This window comes from Paenisporosarcina sp. TG-14 (assembly GCF_000297555.1).
In the GTDB taxonomy this organism is placed as follows: Bacteria; Bacillota; Bacilli; order Bacillales_A; family Planococcaceae; genus Paenisporosarcina; species Paenisporosarcina antarctica.
This window is the reverse complement of the sequence record NZ_AMGD01000003.1, coordinates 1-17,977: the sequence shown is the minus strand read 5'-3', so window position 1 is coordinate 17,977 and position 17,977 is coordinate 1. Positions and strand designations below refer to the sequence as shown.

At 36.3% G+C, this 17,977-nt stretch carries 15 protein-coding genes; 7 read left to right on the top strand and 8 right to left on the bottom strand.

The features are described from left to right. Positions 1–53 precede the first annotated feature (53 nt). From noc to rpmH, 8 genes are all read right to left on the bottom strand, one after another. Complete coding sequence (gene noc, locus C406_RS0101245) at positions 54–917, bottom strand: nucleoid occlusion protein (RefSeq protein ID WP_017378766.1); 864 nt, start codon at positions 915–917, stop codon at positions 54–56. 93 nt (positions 918–1,010) lie between these two features. Then, positions 1,011–1,724 carry a 16S rRNA (guanine(527)-N(7))-methyltransferase RsmG gene (rsmG, locus tag C406_RS0101240; protein ID WP_017378765.1) on the bottom strand — a complete coding sequence of 238 codons (714 nt, stop codon included), beginning with the start codon at positions 1,722–1,724 and terminating at the stop codon, positions 1,011–1,013. Between the two features lie 63 nt (positions 1,725–1,787). After that, positions 1,788–3,677 carry a tRNA uridine-5-carboxymethylaminomethyl(34) synthesis enzyme MnmG gene (mnmG, locus tag C406_RS0101235; protein ID WP_017378764.1) on the bottom strand — a complete coding sequence of 630 codons (1,890 nt, stop codon included), beginning with the start codon at positions 3,675–3,677 and terminating at the stop codon, positions 1,788–1,790. A 121-nt stretch (positions 3,678–3,798) separates the two neighbouring features. Beyond that, positions 3,799–5,184 carry a tRNA uridine-5-carboxymethylaminomethyl(34) synthesis GTPase MnmE gene (gene mnmE / locus C406_RS0101230; protein WP_017378763.1) on the bottom strand — a complete coding sequence of 462 codons (1,386 nt, stop codon included), beginning with the start codon at positions 5,182–5,184 and terminating at the stop codon, positions 3,799–3,801. A gap of 168 nt (positions 5,185–5,352) precedes the next feature. Continuing rightward, on the bottom strand, positions 5,353–6,096 hold the full coding sequence (gene jag / locus C406_RS0101225) for an RNA-binding cell elongation regulator Jag/EloR (RefSeq protein WP_017378762.1): 744 nt from the start codon (positions 6,094–6,096) through the stop codon (positions 5,353–5,355). Continuing rightward, entirely contained in the window at positions 6,093–6,839 is a 747-nt protein-coding gene (gene yidC / locus C406_RS0101220) for a membrane protein insertase YidC (protein WP_407670299.1), read from the bottom strand. The genes jag and yidC overlap by 4 nt, the downstream gene beginning before the upstream one ends. A 93-nt stretch (positions 6,840–6,932) precedes the next feature. Then, positions 6,933–7,280: a ribonuclease P protein component gene (gene rnpA, locus C406_RS0101215; protein WP_017378760.1), complete on the bottom strand. Its 348-nt coding sequence runs from the start codon at positions 7,278–7,280 to the stop codon at positions 6,933–6,935. 168 nt (positions 7,281–7,448) lie between these two features. Next, the gene (rpmH, locus tag C406_RS0101210) at positions 7,449–7,583 is read right to left on the bottom strand and encodes a 50S ribosomal protein L34 (protein WP_017378759.1); all 135 of its coding nucleotides are present in this window, start codon (positions 7,581–7,583) and stop codon (positions 7,449–7,451) included. A 510-nt stretch (positions 7,584–8,093) separates the two neighbouring features. Here rpmH and dnaA point away from each other — a divergent pair. The 7 genes from dnaA (at position 8,094) to gyrA (ending at position 16,992) form a co-directional block, all read left to right on the top strand. Next, positions 8,094–9,440, top strand: coding sequence for a chromosomal replication initiator protein DnaA (gene dnaA, locus C406_RS0101205; RefSeq protein WP_017378758.1), 1,347 nt, complete (start codon positions 8,094–8,096; stop codon positions 9,438–9,440). A gap of 167 nt (positions 9,441–9,607) precedes the next feature. Then, a complete protein-coding gene (gene dnaN, locus C406_RS0101200) occupies positions 9,608–10,744 on the top strand; it encodes a DNA polymerase III subunit beta (RefSeq protein WP_017378757.1) in 1,137 nt (378 codons plus the stop codon). Positions 10,745–10,851: 107 nt separating this feature from the next. Further along, entirely contained in the window at positions 10,852–11,079 is a 228-nt protein-coding gene (gene yaaA, locus C406_RS0101195) for a S4 domain-containing protein YaaA (protein ID WP_017378756.1), read from the top strand. A gap of 1 nt (position 11,080) precedes the next feature. Further along, complete coding sequence (gene recF / locus C406_RS0101190) at positions 11,081–12,199, top strand: DNA replication/repair protein RecF (RefSeq protein WP_017378755.1); 1,119 nt, start codon at positions 11,081–11,083, stop codon at positions 12,197–12,199. 11 nt (positions 12,200–12,210) lie between these two features. Then, complete coding sequence (locus C406_RS0101185) at positions 12,211–12,456, top strand: hypothetical protein (RefSeq protein ID WP_443146795.1); 246 nt, start codon at positions 12,211–12,213, stop codon at positions 12,454–12,456. A 36-nt stretch (positions 12,457–12,492) separates the two neighbouring features. Further along, positions 12,493–14,415 carry a DNA topoisomerase (ATP-hydrolyzing) subunit B gene (gene gyrB, locus C406_RS0101180; RefSeq protein WP_017378753.1) on the top strand — a complete coding sequence of 641 codons (1,923 nt, stop codon included), beginning with the start codon at positions 12,493–12,495 and terminating at the stop codon, positions 14,413–14,415. A 27-nt stretch (positions 14,416–14,442) separates the two neighbouring features. Continuing rightward, entirely contained in the window at positions 14,443–16,992 is a 2,550-nt protein-coding gene (gene gyrA / locus C406_RS0101175) for a DNA gyrase subunit A (RefSeq protein WP_017378752.1), read from the top strand. Positions 16,993–17,977 lie beyond the last annotated feature (985 nt).

The window sequence follows — 17,977 nt, the reverse complement described above, 5'->3', positions numbered from 1 at the left end:
ATTCTGATTACATAATAAAAAACTCTTGCTATTTTCACAGCAAGAGTTAAATATCATGATTTCTTTTTAGGAATTTTCAGAGTAATTTGATAGTAATCTTCTAATTCCTCTTCTTCAGTTTCCATCTTAATCCCCGTTTTTGCTACCATTGCAAATGACTGTCTAAGTGTATTTAGTGCAATTCTCACATCAAGACTAACCGTTTTTCTCTTTGGTTTTTCTTTTTTGGCTTCAGCTTCAGGTGGATTTAAAAATTCATCGACTTTCTTTTCAAGCTGCTTAACATTGTAATGTTGCGCTATAGTTTCATTAAATAGGGCGATTTGTTTTTCTTCATCTTTAATAGGCATCAACGCTCGGGCATGTCGTTCAGAGATTTCACGTTTTAAAATACCATTTTGAATTGTTTGTGGTAGTTTTAGAAGCCTTATTTTATTGGCAACGGTTGATTGTCCCTTTCCTAAACGTTGCGCTAATGCTTCTTGCGTAAGTTCATGTAGTTCTAATAATTTTTGATAAGCTAATGCCTCTTCAATTGCCGTTAACTCTTCACGTTGTAAATTTTCAATTAAAGCAACTGATGCTGTTTCTTTATCACTTAAATTACGAACAATAGCCGGAACTAGTTCCCATTCAAGTTTTGTCATTGCACGGAAACGACGTTCTCCCGCAATAATTTCATAAAGATCATCTTCAATTTTACGTACGACAATTGGTTGAATGACACCATGAGTATGAATTGTACGGGCTAATTCATCAAGTTTAGACTCATCAAAAACAGTCCGAGGTTGAAAACGATTCGGAACAATTGACTTTAAAGGAATTTGTAACACTTCTTCATATTGATCGGCTGTTTGCTTTGTAGCAGCTGTCTCTTTTTCGCTGCTTCCAAAAAAACGAGAAAAAGGACTTTTCATCCCCTAGGCACCACCTTTAATAACTCACTACTTGTACTTATTCGATACAAATGTTTTCAAACCTTTATTCATGTTTCACGTGAAACACAATATTTACAATGGAGTTTTATTTGGAACTCCAGGTTTTCTTGGATATTTTTTAGGGGTGCTTTTCACTTTATTAAAAACAAATAATGATCTTTCACTATTTTCAATAGGAAGTGTGAAAGAATATTCTTGAGTTTTTTCTGCACCCAAGATAGTTATCGCTTTTTGTGCATCGCTAAGTTCATCTTGTGCCGCTGCAGCTTTCATTGCTACAAAAAGACCACCTTTTTTTACTAATGGAATACATAGCTCCGATAGTACAGTTAGCCTTGCCACTGCGCGCGCCGTCACAATATCATATTGTTCCCGATAAATCGGATTTTGACCAAATTCTTCTGCTCTAGCATGAACAAACTGAACATTTGAAAGTCCCAATTGTTCACTTAAATGTGTCAGAAATTGAATTCTTTTATTTAATGAATCTACAATTGTAACATGCAGTTCTGGGAAACAAATTTTCAATGGAATACTTGGGAATCCTGCTCCTGCCCCTACATCACAAATTGATTGACCTTTTGAAAAATCAACATAAAAAGCAATGCTTATCGAATCATAAAAATGTTTTAAGTAAACAGATGGCTGATCCGTTATTGCTGTTAAGTTCATTTTTTCATTCCACTCAACAAGTAGTTCAAAATATTTATTAAATTGTTGAAGTTGTTGACTATTTAAATTAATTCCTTTTTCTTTAAGTGCTTCAACAAATTGTTCTTGGTTCATATTGGACCCCTTCCCTATGAAGAGTGCCTATATGCTCAAATTAGCTTATAACCACTTTTATAGTCATCCGGATATTTTCGCTATTCTACCTTGTTCAATATACACCAGTAAGATGGAAATGTCTGCAGGGTTTACACCAGAAATTCTGGATGCTTGTGCAATTGACAAAGGTCTAACTTCTTTCAATCTTTGCTTGGCTTCAGTCGCAATACCAGAAATAGCAGCGTAGTTAATTTGATCAGGAATTTTTTTATCTTCCATTTTCTTTAATTTTTCTACTTGTTGTAGTGCTTTTACAATGTAGCCTTCATATTTAATTTGTATCTCTATTTGCTCTTTCATCTCATCTGTTAATTCGATTGGTGAAGGTGACAACTTCGCAATATCATCATACGTCATTTCAGGACGTTTTAGTAAATCTTGTCCTTTAATGCCATCTTTTAGTTCAGTTCCACCTTTTAAAAGAATAGTATTTTGCGTTTCTTCGTTTGGTTTTATGATAGTTTTACGTAATCGAGCGATTTCTTCCTCGATTAAATTCTTTTTCGCAATAAAACGCTCGTAACGCTCTTGTGAAATTAGTCCTGCTTTAAAGCCGATTTCAGTAAGTCTCAAGTCGGCATTATCATGTCTTAGCAACAGACGATATTCTGCTCGTGATGTAAGCAAACGATATGGTTCATTCGTACCTTTAGTAACTAAGTCATCAATTAACACACCTATATATGCATCTGAACGGCTTAAAATAATTTCTTTTTTATTTAAAGCACGAGCAGCGGCATTCATACCCGCCATTAACCCTTGCCCAGCTGCTTCTTCATAACCAGATGTACCGTTAATTTGACCAGCTGTATATAAATTATGAATTTTTTTCGTTTCTAGTGTTGGCCATAATTGAGTTGGAACCATGGCATCATACTCAATCGCATATCCAGCTCGCATCATTTCTGCTTTTTCTAAGCCTGGAATACTTTCAAGCAACTTGCGTTGAACATGTTCAGGTAAGCTTGTTGAAAGTCCTTGAACATAGACTTCGCGTGTATTGCGGCCTTCTGGCTCTAAGAAAATTTGATGACGAGGTTTGTCATTAAAACGTACTACTTTGTCTTCAATAGATGGACAGTAACGTGGACCAGTTCCTTTAATCATTCCTGAATACATTGGTGATAAATGTAAGTTTTCATCAATCACTTGATGTGTACGTTCATTGGTATATGTTAACCAACATGGTAATTGATCCGTAATAAATTCAGATGTTTCATAACTAAAAGCTCGAGGAACGTCGTCTCCTGGCTGAATTTCTGTTTTGCTGTAATCAATTGTTTTACTATTTACGCGTGGAGGCGTTCCAGTTTTAAATCGAACTAAATCAAAACCTAAATCCCGAAGATTGTCTGCTAATTTTAACGAAGGTTGTTGGTTATTAGGACCACTTGAATATTTCAAGTTTCCAATAATAATTTCACCTCTTAAAAATGTTCCTGTCGTTACAATAACCGTAGTTGCTCGGTAAATAGCACCAACTTGCGTAATAACGCCTTTAATTTCGTTGTCTTCAACAATTAAATGTTCAACCATAGCTTGATGAATAGACAAATTATCTTGTTCTTCCATTAATCGTTTCATTTCTGCTTGGTATAACACTTTATCAGCCTGTGCGCGTAAGGCACGCACTGCGGGGCCTTTACCTGTATTTAACATTCTCATTTGAATGTGAGTTTTGTCGATTACTCTTCCCATAACGCCACCCAAAGCATCAATTTCACGGACAACAATTCCTTTGGCTGGACCTCCGATAGACGGATTACACGGCATAAAGGCAATCATGTCTAAATTGATTGTTAGAACAAGTGTTTTTGCACCCATACCAGCCGCGGCTAAAGCTGCTTCAGCTCCGGCATGTCCTGCTCCGATAACAATCACATCGAACGAGCCTGCTTCAAAATTTTCCATGTTCGATCATTCCTTTCTTCTTAAATTGTCTACCTATAAGCGCACCAGAGTCGATATATTTCATAGTGGTCGCTTTCTGCTTGTGCCCACAAGAACGGCAACTTAGTCTACGTCGCTGTGCTTACTTTCCTAAACAAAATTGTGAGAACAGCTGATCAAGTAAACTTTCTTCGACTGTATCCCCTGTTATTTCACCTAGTATTTCCCATGTTCTTGTGACATCAATTTGAATCATATCGATTGGTACAGCTCCATGTGCTGCATCTATAGCATCTTCAATAGTTTGTTTTGCTTGGTGTAACAACGCAATGTGTCGAGCATTAGAAACATATGTCAAATCAGCACTTTCAAGTGAACCTTCAAAAAATAATGAAGCAATTGCTTCTTCTAATTGGTCCACACCTTCTTCTTTTAATAAGGAGATGGTAATAATTTTTCGGGTACCAGCTAATTCTTCAACGCGTTGACTATCAATTTTCTTGGGTAAATCGGTTTTATTAATAACGACAATAAAATCCATACCATCAATTGCTTCAAATAAACGTTCATCCTCAGATGTTAGCTCGTCCGAATGGTTTAGTACTAACAAGATCAAATCGGCTTGTTTAAGCACTTGTCTTGAGCGTTCTACACCAATTCGTTCAACGATGTCCTCTGTTTCACGAATACCTGCTGTGTCTACCAATTTTAGTGGAACACCTCGGACATTCACATATTCTTCAATAATATCTCGTGTCGTCCCAGCTACTTCGGTTACGATTGCTTTATTTTCTTGTACCAAACTATTTAATAATGATGACTTTCCTACATTTGGTCGACCTATAATAACCGTAGCTAAGCCTTCTCTTAAAATTTTCCCCTGAGATGATGTTTGCAATAATCCTTCAATCTCGTGTTTAACCCAAGTTGATTTCTCAATAATCATTGGTAGCGTCATTTCTTCTACATCATCGTATTCTGGATAATCTATGTTGACTTCAACTTGCGCTAATATTTCTAACAATGCTTGTCGCAAGCTGGCAATTAATCGTGATAATTTTCCGTCCATTTGTCCTAGCGCCACATTCATCGCTCGATCTGTTTTTGCACGAATTAGATCCATAACAGCTTCTGCTTGAGATAAGTCAATTCGGCCATTTAAAAAAGCACGTTTAGTAAACTCCCCAGGCTCTGCTAGCCTAGCTCCGTGTCTCAGTACAAGTTGTAGTACATGATTGACACTCACGATACCGCCATGACAATTTATCTCAACGACGTCTTCTCTAGTAAAAGTTTTCGGACCTTTCATTAGAGACAACATGACCTCTTCTACAACATCACCTGTTTTAGGTTCTATTAGATGTCCATAATGTATGGTGTGAGACAATTGTTCATTTATTTTTTTTTCTCCTGGCGAACGAAAAATTTGATCAGCTATTGAGACTGCTTGGGATCCACTTAAACGTACAATTGCAATTGCTCCTTCACCCATAGGTGTGGATATCGCAGCAATAGTATCGAATTCCATGATCGTCCACCTCCTATCTATTTTATCCACATGTGGATAACTAATTACAGTTATGATTCTCTAACGTATAACAATAGCATAAAATCACTAAAATCAAAAGTACTAGACGTCATTTATAACCATAAAAAAACAGACCTTTCGTCATATGACGTGAAGGTCCGCTTATCATTACTTTAAAGGTTCAATAACTAGATAACGATTTGGGTCTGTCCCAACTGATACCGTTTCAATATTTAAACGGTGTGATAGGGCATTGTGTATAACTTTTCGTTCATATGAAGGCATTGGTTCAAACTCAACTTTATTACCTGTTCGAATGGCTTTATCCGCCATACGATCTGCTAATTGTTCCAATGATTCTTGACGACGCTCGCGGTAGTTTTCTACATCGAGTTTAATCATTAAAAATTGGTTAGCATATTTATTCGCAACTAGTTGAGACAATTGTTGTAATGCATTTAATGTTTGACCGCGTTTTCCAATTAATAAAGCAGCTTTTTTACTTTCCAAACGAAGTGTTACGTATTTACCATGTTGCTCCGTAAGAATTAATAAATCGTCTATTTTCATTTCTTTCGCGATAAGTTGTATATACGTTTTTGTTTCATCTACAGCCATACCTTGGTTAGACTGGATGCTTTTTAAAACGATTTTTTCTTGAATTGGGGCTATTTCTTCTACAAATGGTTCTTTCACAGGTTCAGCCAAGACGACTTCATCCACTTGGACAGTGGATTGTACTTCATTTACCAAAACTTGCACTTCTGCAGGTTTCGAACCAAATCCTAAAAACCCTTTTTTACCTTCTGATAATACATTTATGGTGACTTGATCTCTAGTTGTCCCGAGCTTAGTTAATGCTGCAGATATCGCTTTTTCAGTTGTCGTACCCGTTTGCGTAATCTGATTCACTTTTTAGCCCCTCCAACTTTAGCAGGTTCAAGCACAGATTTTTTTTCCCATGGTTTATAAATGACCATATTTTGCATGAAAGAAATGATATTTCCGATTACCCAATAAAGTGTTAGCGCTGATGGTAGGAAAATACCGAATCCAACAATCATAAATGGCATGAAATACATCATCAATTTCATTTGAGGGTTATCCATTGCTGGACCAGTACGTAGTACTAAGAACTGCATGATTCCTGCTAAAACCGCAAGAATAATACTTGGTTCTGCAAGTGGGAACCATAACATACTACCTAAGTTAATTTCTGGCGTTGAATTCATCCGACTAATCGCATGATAAAAACCAATTAAGATTGGCATTTGAATCACTACCGGTAAACAACCAGCAGCTGGATTCACACCTTTATCTTTAAACATTGCCATCATTTCTTGTTGATACTTCTGCTGTGTAGCGCCATCTTTAGAACTATATTTCAACTTGAGTTTAGCAAGTTCGGGTTGAACTTCTTGCATTTTTTTTGCACTCTTAGTTTGCTTAATCATTAAAGGAAGAATTGCTAAACGGATAATTATCGTCACTAGAACAATTCCTAAACCGTAAGTGCCGAGTAAATCCTTAAACATTGTAATAAAGGCAACAAGAGGCCAAACAATAAATTCATTCCAAAATCCTTCACTGTCCTCATATATTGGCTGATTAAATTCTGTACATCCACTAAGTAATAGAGTGACAGAAATAAGCATGAGGATAATAAATAAGCGTTTGTTCACCCTTCTTCCCCCTAAATAAACATTCCATTACTTCTATATAAAGTCCTAAAACTTCATGGTTCTACCTTAATTAATCTTTTTAATTACTTTAGCGACTTTTAACACATGCTGCAAACTTTTCTTAGATTCGTGAAAATCTAAGCTGGCCGCCTGATTTCTGGCGATAATGACATAATCCATATTTTGATTAATTTCATCCTTCAGTTCCAAGAAAGATTGTCTTATATAACGTTTAATTCGGTTTCGGACGACTGCATTTCCGACTTTTTTACTCACCGATAAGCCGATACGAAACTCCTGTTGTCCCTCTTTTGGTAAAAGGTATACGACAAACTGGCGATTCGCAAAGGATTTACCGCGTTTAAATATTTTTTGAAACTCTCCATTTTTCTTTACACGTTGACGTTTATTCACGGTTCACCTACTCTACCTTCACGCATTCTTTAAAGACAGATTATACATCTTACTAAGCTTTTGCCTTCGTCGATGTTAAATGTTGTTTTCGTACAACGATTTTTTCTTATTGAAATGACTCACTTCATATAAGTAAAGAAAAAAAGACCACTGATGCGATCAGTGGACTTAAGCTGATAATACTTTTCTTCCTTTAGCACGACGTGCTGCTAATACGCGACGGCCGTTCTTAGAACTCATACGAGCACGGAATCCGTGAACTTTACTGTGTTTACGTTTATTTGGTTGGTATGTGCGTTTCATCTATGTGACACCTCCTGAAAAATTGAAAGTCGTTTTATGTTAGACAGTCATGGATATTATATATAGTTTGACCCCTAAATGTCAAGAGCATTTCAAAATATGATGTTGTTCAAGTGGTTTCTCTTTGGTTTATAGTTGTCCACATATATGATATTTTTACACATAGCCTTGTGGATAACCATTTCCGAGTATTTTTTCTATCCACAACCCTTATCTACAGGTTTTTCACAAATTAACTGGTTGTGGACAACTTGGTTGTGCATGAATATTCATTTTGTGGATAACCATCATGACCGCTTGTAATTTCTCGTTATTTTTGATACGATGTTTGTGTTTTACTCTTCAAAACCGAAAATGAGGATCTATTGTTATCCACAACTGTTGATAATATGTGGATAGCTTATCCCAAGGGTCTTATTAACCTTTATCCACAACTTGTGGTTTTGTGCATGACTATACATATGATATGTAAGATAGTCGATAAATTATTTTTGAAACGGAGGTACTTTTTTGGAACATTTAGAAGAACTATGGTCAAGAGTTCTTGCTCAAGTGGAGCGAAAAATCTCTAAACCTAGCTTTGAAACGTGGCTCAAATCCACAAAAATGCTGACGTATAAAGGAGATGCTGTGACGATTGCTGCTCCAAACTCATTTGCACGAGATTGGCTTGATACGCACTATGTCCATTTAATCGCTGGTATATTAACCGAATTAACTGGGGAAGGCTTGTCCATTAAATTTGTTGTACCAAAAGAACAAAATATGGAGGATTTCACACTTCCTAAACCAGCTCTTCGAATAAAAGACGATGAACAACCAGAGATTTCTCCTGGCATGTTAAATTCAAAATATACATTTGACACATTTGTTATTGGATCGGGCAACCGTTTTGCTCACGCAGCTTCACTTGCTGTAGCTGAAGCACCGGCAAAAGCCTATAATCCTCTGTTTATCTATGGGGGAGTAGGTTTAGGTAAAACCCATTTAATGCATGCAATTGGTCATTACGTTAAAGAACACAACCCAAATGCTAAAGTAGTTTATTTATCTTCTGAAAAATTTACGAATGAATTCATTAATTCAATTCGAGATAATAAAACGGTTAATTTCCGTAATAAATACCGTAGTGTAGATGTTCTACTAATAGATGATATTCAGTTTTTAGCTGGTAAAGAACAGACACAAGAAGAATTTTTCCATACATTTAATACATTGCATGAGGAATCTAAACAAATTGTTATCTCCAGTGACAGACCGCCAAAAGAAATTCCTACTTTAGAAGATCGTTTACGTTCTCGTTTTGAATGGGGCTTAATAACAGACATTACTCCTCCAGACTTAGAGACTCGTATTGCCATATTACAAAAAAAAGCTAAAGCAGATGGCTTGGACATTCCAAATGAAGTCATGATGTACATCGCCAATCAAATAGATTCAAATATACGTGAGCTAGAAGGAGCTTTAATCCGCGTCGTTGCTTATTCTTCTCTAGTTAATAAAGATATGAATTCTGATCTGGCTGCTGAAGCTTTGAAAGATATTATGCCGAATGCAAAGCCTCGTAAGATTACGATTTTGGATATTCAAAAAACAGTAGGCGAGCATTACCAAATGCGATTAGAAGATTTTAAAGCGAAAAAACGCACTAAATCAATTGCATTTCCAAGACAAATCGCTATGTATTTATCTCGTGAGTTAACTAATTTCTCATTACCTAAGATTGGTGAGGAATTTGGAGGCCGGGATCACACGACAGTTATTCATGCACACGAAAAAATTTCAACTCTATTAAAAGAGGATCAAGCACTTCAACAAGACCTAAAACAAATTAAGAGTCTATTAGGTAAGTCTTAGGGCTGTGGATAACTACAAATTTAGCAACCTAGTTTTTACACAGGTTATCAACATGTGGATAGATTGATATAATTAAATAAAATGGACTTATCAACAAATCCACAGGCCCTAGTACTACTTCTATTAATCTTTTAAACATTAATAAATATATAAGCGAGGTATAAGAGATGAAGTTTGAAATCATGCGTGATCGGTTATTAGATGGATTAAATGATGTAATGAAAGCAGTTAGTTCAAAAACGACAATTCCTATATTGACAGGAATTAAATTAGAAATTACAGAAGAAGGATTACATTTAACAGGTAGTGATTCTGATATAACGATTCAATCATTTATTAAAGCAGAAGAAAATGGAGAACAAATTATTCGAGTGATCGAAGAAGGTTCGATTGTCGTGCAAGCTCGCATGTTTAATGAAATTGTACGTAAGTTACCAACGAATGATGTCGAAATTGAAGTAAATGACAATTATCAAACACATATTCGTTCTGGTAAGTCTGGTTTTCATTTAATTGGATTAGATGCATCTGAATATCCATTACTTCCTGAGATTCAAGATGATCGTCAGTTTGTTATTCCTGCTGATTTATTAAAATCCATTGTTCGCGAAACAGTATTTGCTGTATCAACTTCTGAAAGTCGTCCAGTATTAACAGGTGTTCACTGGAAAGTAAGTGATGGGGAGTTAATTTGTGTAGCAACAGATAGTCATCGTTTAGCTCGTCGTAAAACGGTATTAGAACAACTGCCTGAAGGAGAATACAGTGTTGTCATTCCTGGAAAAAGCTTAAATGAATTGAGTAAAATTATTGGTGATTCGTCAGAGCCTGTTCATATTGTTATGACGCAGCAACAAGTTTTATTCAAAACAGGGAATGTATTATTTTATTCACGTTTGTTAGAAGGCAACTATCCAGATACATCCCGCCTCATTCCAAATGAATACAAGACAACGGTAACTTTAAACGGTAAAGCACTTTTACAAGCGATTGATCGTGCATCATTGCTTGCTCGTGAAGAACGTAATAATATCGTTCGCTTTACTTCACTTGAAGGAAATGTGGTAGAAATTTCATCTAGCTCACCTGAAGTTGGGAAAGTAGAAGAAGAAATTCAAGCGACATCGATTGAAGGAGAAGAGCTGAAGATCTCGTTTAGTGCGAAATATATGATGGATGCATTAAAAGCTGTGGATGAACAAGATGTTATGGTTCAATTTACAGGTGCAATGCGCCCATTCATAATAAAATCTGCTCATGACGATTCAATTTTGCAATTAATTTTGCCAGTTCGCACGTATTAATAATTAAATATTTCAAGGGTAGCCCTCTATTGGGCTACCCTTTTTACTTCTTAGGGAAAATGAAGTAAAATATAGGGATAGACTAAAAAAAGAAGGATGTAATTAACTTGAAAAATATTCAAATTAATACCGAATATGTGACACTTGGTCAATTGCTTAAAATGACAGATGCTATCAGCTCAGGTGGAATGGCGAAATGGTTTTTATCTGAAAATGAAATAATTATTAATGGAGAAGTCGATCAACGACGTGGACGCAAACTTCGAGACGGAGATGTTATAAACATACCTGGATGTGGTCAATTCCGTATTGTGGAACAAACGAGCGGACAATAAGATGTACATTGAACGGCTTGAATTAACGCACTACCGTAACTATGAATCGTTAGCGTTAACATTTTCAAAAACGATTAATGTACTAATTGGTGAAAATGCACAAGGAAAAACGAACATCATGGAATCGATTTATGTGCTTTCTATGGCAAAATCTCACCGTACGTCTAATGATAAAGAATTAATACGTTGGACTGAAGATTATGGTAAAATAAAAGGTGATGTTCATAAAAAGTATGGTCGCTTACCGCTTGAATTAATTTTGTCGAAAAAAGGCAAAAAAGCGAAAGTTAATCATTTAGAACAAAACCGCTTAAGCGATTATATAGGCCAATTAAATGTCGTGATGTTTGCACCAGAAGATTTAAACATAGTAAAAGGCAGTCCTCAAATAAGAAGACGTTTTTTAGATATGGAAATAGGCCAAATATCCCCTGTTTATTTACATGATTTACTTACTTTTCAAAAGTTATTAAAACAACGCAACCATTTATTAAAAATGCATCAAGGAAAATCACATCTAAATGATGTGATGTTTGATGTGTATACAGATCAATATATACAGGCAGCTGTAAGTGTTATTCGTAAAAGATTTCAATTCATGGAACTTCTTCAAAAATGGGCAGAACCTATTCATTTCGGTATTTCCCGTGGTCTTGAGAAATTAGAAATTCGTTATAATCCTGTTAGTGGTCTTGATCAAGATAAAACGTTTGACCAAATGGCTGATTATTTACGACAAAAACTGCAATCAGGTAAAACTCAGGAGTTAGCTAGAGGCTTGACTTTAACTGGTCCTCATCGAGATGATGTGCAGTTTTTTGTAAATGGCTATGATGTACAAACTTATGGTTCCCAGGGACAACAACGAACAACCGCACTGTCACTTAAACTTGCAGAGATAGAATTAATCAAGCAAGAAGTAGGGGAATCTCCAGTGTTGTTGTTAGATGATGTTTTATCAGAACTTGATGATTATAGGCAATCTCATTTATTAAATACCATCCAAGGCGAAGTTCAAACATTTGTTACAACAACAAGTGTCGATGGCATTAATCATAAAACGATTACACAAGCAGAAATATTTAATGTTAAGGAAGGACATGTTGATGAGGGAGTGTGAGTGTTTTGTATGTGGTTATCGGCAAGTTAATTGTCGTCAAGTACAGCGAAATCCTCACGATATTAGATTTTCGTGAGATAAAGGATGAAATAGAACGTGACGCTTGGCTCCAAAAATCACAAACACAATCTTTGGTAGATAAGCCACGTGTAAAGTCTCTAGTTGTCACTCCTTTACTAACGTATGCATCCCCACTTAGTCCGCAGAACATCGTGAAGAAAATTAATCTGATCTCAGGGTCAATCCCTTTTAAATAATAGCGAGAATACAGTAGGAAAGAACAGGTGAGCTTAATGGCGATGAATGAAAAAGAACTGAAATCTTATGATGCTGACCAAATACAAGTATTAGAAGGTCTAGAAGCTGTGCGGAAACGTCCTGGTATGTATATCGGCGCTACAAGTTCTAAAGGACTTCACCATCTTGTTTGGGAAATTGTAGATAATGCTATTGATGAAGCTTTAGCAGGATATTGTGATGAAATCTCAGTCACAATAGAAAAAGATAATTGGATTAAAGTGGATGATAATGGTCGAGGGATTCCTGTTGATATAGAAAAGAAAATGGGACGTCCAGCAGTTGAAGTTATTATGACTGTCCTTCATGCAGGTGGAAAATTTGGTGGTGGAGGATACAAAGTATCAGGTGGTCTTCATGGTGTTGGTTCTTCCGTTGTTAACGCTCTTTCCGAAGTAACAGAAGTATATGTTCATCGTGATCAAAAACTTCATTACATCAAATTTGGACGTGGAGCCGTAACAAAAGAATTAACTGTTGTTGGTGAAACGGACAAAACCGGTTCAACTGTTCGTTTTAAAGCTGATCCACAAATTTTTACTGAAACCACTGTTTATGAATATGATATTTTAGCCAACCGTTTACGTGAGTTAGCTTATTTAAACCGAGGATTACGTATTATTATTACTGATGAACGAGAAGAAGAATTACGTACAAACACATACTACTTTGAAGGTGGTATTAAGTCGTATGTTGAGCACTTGAACAAATCAAAAGACCCTATTCATGAGCCGATTTTTGTCGAAGGAGAAAAAGACGGAGTGTCGATTGAGATCGCTATGCAGTATAACAGTGGATATTCGACAAGTATTTTCTCATTTGCTAATAACATAAATACCTATGAAGGCGGAACGCACGAATCTGGCTTTAAAACGGCATTAACACGTGAAATTAATGATTATGGACGTAAAAATAATATGTTAAAAGATGCAGATACCAATTTATCAGGTGATGATGTGCGAGAAGGATTGACAGCAATTGTGTCAATTAAACATCCAGATCCACAATTTGAAGGTCAAACGAAAACCAAATTAGGAAACTCAGAAGTTAGCACCATTACAAATTCTTTGTTTTCTGATGGCTTCGAGCGTTTTATGCTCGAGAATCCAACCATTGCTCGTAAAGTAATTGAAAAAGGCTTGATGGCTGCGAGAGCACGTGTTGCTGCAAAAAAAGCGCGTGAGTTCACACGTCGTAAATCAGCTTTAGAAATATCAAGTTTACCTGGTAAATTAGCGGACTGTTCATCACGAGTTCCAGCAGATAGTGAATTGTATATTGTTGAGGGTGACTCAGCTGGTGGTTCTGCAAAATCTGGTCGTGACCGTCACTTCCAAGCAATTCTTCCACTACGTGGGAAAATTTTAAATGTTGAAAAAGCGCGACTTGATCGTATTTTAGGAAATACAGAAATTCGTGCCATGATTACTGCCTTAGGTACAGGGATCGGGGAAGAGTTTACACTTGAAAAAGCCCGTTACCATAAAGTGGTTATTATGACCGATGCCGATGTTGATGGCGCACATATTCGTACGTTACTTTTAACCTTCTTTTTCCGTTTTATGCGTCCATTAATTGAGGCAGGTTACGTATATATTGCACAACCTCCTTTATTCCAAATCAAACAAGGTAAAATGGTAGAATATTGTTATTCAGATAAGCAACTTCAAGAAATTTTAGAAAGACTTCCTAAACAACCGAAACCAGGAATTCAGCGTTACAAAGGTCTAGGAGAAATGGATGCAGTTCAATTGTGGGATACGACAATGGACCCTTCAGTTCGAACATTGCTACAAGTAAATTTAGAAGATGCAATTGATGCAGATCAAACGTTTGATCAGTTAATGGGAGATGAAGTAGAACCCCGTCGTAAATTTATTGAAGAGAATGCAATTTACGTGAAAAACCTAGATATATAATGTGCCAATTGAAGGGAGGTTGCTTGCATGTCGGAAATAGAGCATAAGGGCGTCAAAGGTATTAATATTAGCACTGAAATTAAAACATCATTTCTTGACTATGCAATGAGTGTCATTGTTTCACGAGCACTTCCAGACGTACGTGATGGGTTGAAACCTGTTCACCGTCGTATTTTATATGCGATGCAAGGTATGGGAAATACATCTGACAAACCACATAAGAAATCAGCACGTATTGTTGGAGATGCAATGGGTAAGTACCATCCACATGGTGATAGTTCCATTTACGACACGATGGTACGTATGGCTCAACACTGGAGTTATCGTTACATGTTAGTTGATGGACACGGAAACTTTGGTTCGGTAGATGGTGATGCAGCAGCAGCCATGCGTTATACGGAATCGCGCATGTCAAAAATCGCTATGGAACTACTACGAGACATTAATAAAGATACAATTGATTTCAAAGAAAATTATGATGGACAAGAACAAGAACCTGTTGTTCTACCAAGCCGTTACCCTAACTTATTAGTGAACGGTACTTCAGGGATTGCTGTTGGAATGGCTACAAATATTCCTCCACATCATTTAGGTGAAACAATAGAAGCAGTATTAGCACTTGCGGATAATGAAGCTATTACTACCGAAGAACTAATGGAAATCATACCAGGTCCTGATTTCCCAACTGGTGGTATTATTTTAGGTCGCAGTGGTATTCGTCGTGCTTACGAAACTGGTAGAGGTTCAGTCATCATTCGAGGGAAAGTTGAAATTGAACAAAAGTCGAATGGTAAAGAAGTCATTTTAATTCATGAACTACCTTACCAAGTGAATAAAGCTCGTCTTATCGAAAAAATCGCTGAATTAGTGCGTGATAAGAAGATTGATGGTATTACTGATCTTCGGGACGAGTCTGACCGTAATGGGATGCGCGTTGTTATTGAAGTTCGTAAAGATACTAACTCAAACGTTTTATTAAATAACTTATATAAACAGACTGCACTTCAATCAAGCTTTGGCGTTAATATGTTGGCTCTTGTTGATGGTCAACCAAAAATTCTTGGCTTGAAAGAGATTTTATATCACTATTTAGAACATCAAAAAGTGGTAATAAAACGTCGTACTCAGTTTGAATTAACTAAAGCAGAACACCGTGCTCACATTTTGGAAGGTCTTCGTATTGCACTCGATCATATTGATCAAATCATTGCGTTGATTCGTAGTTCACAAACAGGTGAAGAAGCCAAAAATGGTTTGATTGATCAATTCAATTTATCGGAGCGACAAGCTCAAGCAATTCTCGACATGAGACTTCAACGTTTAACTGGTTTAGAACGTGACAAGATTGAATCTGAGTATCAAGAATTACAAAAATTAATTGCACACTTGAAAGAGATTCTTGCAGATAATTATAAAGTCATTCAAATTATCCGTGAAGAGTTAAACGAGATTAAAGAACGCTTTAATGACACTCGCCGAACTGAAATCACCGCTGGTGGTGCAGAAATGCTGGAAGACGAAGACTTAATTCCACGCGAAAATTCAGTACTGACATTAACGCATAATGGATATATTAAACGTTTGCCAGTTAATACATACCGAAGCCAAAAGCGTGGTGGACGTGGTGTGCAAGGAATGGGTACAAATGAAAACGACTTCGTAGAGCATCTACTCTATACGTCAACGCATGATACAATATTGTTCTTTACGAATACAGGAAAAGTATATCGTGCAAAAGGCTATGAAATTCCAGAGTATGGTCGCGCTGCTAAAGGATTACCAATTGTTAACTTGCTTGGAGTCAATAAAGAAGAAAAAGTAACGGCGATGATTCAAATGGCATCATTTGAAGCAGATGCATACTTTATTTTCACTACGCTTAGAGGAGTTACGAAACGTACCCCAGTTAGTGGATTCGCTAATATTCGAGCAAATGGTCTTATCTCGATCTCCTTAAGAGACGATGATGAGTTAATTTCCGTAAGATTAACAGACGGAAAAAAACACATTATCATTGGTACTAGAAAAGGTATGCTCGTGCGTTTTGAAGAAACTGATATTCGTTCAATGGGACGTACAGCTTCAGGAGTTCGAGGAATTCGTCTAAGAAAAGACGATCATGTCGTCAGTATGGAAATTCTAGAACCAGGTCAAGAAGTATTAGTTGTAACTGAAAATGGTTACGGCAAACGAACAAATGAGGAAGAATATCGCTTGCAGTCTCGTGGTGGCGTTGGTATTAAGACAAGCCAAATCACAGAAAAAACAGGTCCATTATCGGCTGTAAAAGCTGTTGATGGTTCAGAAGATTTAATGCTCATTACGATTAATGGAATGTTAATTCGTATGGATGTAAACAGCATTTCAATAACGGGTCGTAGTACACAAGGAGTTCGCTTAATTCGTCTAGGTGATGATGAACTCGTGGCAACCGTGGCAAAAGTTGAAAAGGCTGAAGATGAAGAAGAATTTGATGAAGATGGTGAGGTAGTCACTATTTTAGAAGTTGATGGAGAAGAATCAACGATAGAAGTGAGTGAAAACGTACCAACTGAACCTGAATCATCTGAAGAATAAAATAAGAGAAGGACTAAGGTGCCTATACACCTTAGTCCTTTTTTTGTATGTTAAGAAAACATACTACATAAATTAATGGTGCTAAATAATCGAGTGCCTCCGAAATCTAGTAGTAACTATCCTACAAGAACAGGACCGGTGATATGTCCTGCCACACAGTTTCCATATCGATTGTAAGGTGCAATTTGAAATCAATAAACACATTTGTGGAAGAGAAAATGAAGATCCCCCCAATTGTGACCTCACCATTGATAGTTGGTGAACAGGCATATTACATGTCATATTTAATTGCTTAACGATATAACATAAGAATAATGGTTCTACATATAGAAGAAAGAATTAATAAGAAAGGTAGTGAACTGCGTTACATGAACTGCAATAAGCTAAAAAGAGAAGCCCTGATATTGATTGCTGTATTACGTAACGAAAAATTATGCTTTCGTTTACTATCGGTGTTAAATCAGACATCATAGCCCTGCGAAGATGATTCAAATAACGAACTACAAAGATCATTTAGTCTATTAAGAGTCATAAACAACCAAATATGAAAATCTAAAGGTAGCCTGCCACCGCAGAATATGGTTCAAGTATTACTTTTTTCTAACCCTAACGATTTATAAAATAACCACTAATGAATCAAACTATTGCTCTATTCATGGGAGATAGCTAATTGTAATACAAGTTAGTGAAAAAAACTTTTAGAAATATGATAGCATTCAAATTCAATATATAGATGACGAATAGTTGTATTTTCTTTTTTTCTACTATATATAGTGATGACTCTTTTATATATTGTTTACAATAAAGCTTTCAATAGTTTTTCTTACTAAAACCATTGACACTAGTATAGGGAAAATGCTATTATAAGTGAGTCGCCAAAACAAACGGCGCAATAATGAACCTTGAAAACTGAACAGCAAAACGTCAACTAAAATAGCGGAAAGCACTTCGGTGCTGGAAGCAAAAACGTTTTCTTACGCCGACA

Bases quoted from the DNA above. Each gene is read 5' to 3' on its own strand.
- noc (WP_017378766.1), bottom strand. From the start codon at position 917: ATGAAAAGTCCTTTTTCTCGTTTTTTTGGAAGCAGCGAAAAAGAGACA.
- rsmG (WP_017378765.1), bottom strand. From the start codon at position 1,724: ATGAACCAAGAACAATTTGTTGAAGCACTTAAAGAAAAAGGAATTAAT.
- mnmG (WP_017378764.1), bottom strand. From the start codon at position 3,677: ATGGAAAATTTTGAAGCAGGCTCGTTCGATGTGATTGTTATCGGAGCA.
- mnmE (WP_017378763.1), bottom strand. From the start codon at position 5,184: ATGGAATTCGATACTATTGCTGCGATATCCACACCTATGGGTGAAGGA.
- yidC (WP_407670299.1), bottom strand. From the start codon at position 6,839: ATGCTTATTTCTGTCACTCTATTACTTAGTGGATGTACAGAATTTAAT.
- rpmH (WP_017378759.1), bottom strand. From the start codon at position 7,583: ATGAAACGCACATACCAACCAAATAAACGTAAACACAGTAAAGTTCAC.
- dnaN (WP_017378757.1), top strand. From the start codon at position 9,608: ATGAAGTTTGAAATCATGCGTGATCGGTTATTAGATGGATTAAATGAT.
- recF (WP_017378755.1), top strand. From the start codon at position 11,081: ATGTACATTGAACGGCTTGAATTAACGCACTACCGTAACTATGAATCG.
- gyrB (WP_017378753.1), top strand. From the start codon at position 12,493: ATGGCGATGAATGAAAAAGAACTGAAATCTTATGATGCTGACCAAATA.
- gyrA (WP_017378752.1), top strand. From the start codon at position 14,443: ATGTCGGAAATAGAGCATAAGGGCGTCAAAGGTATTAATATTAGCACT.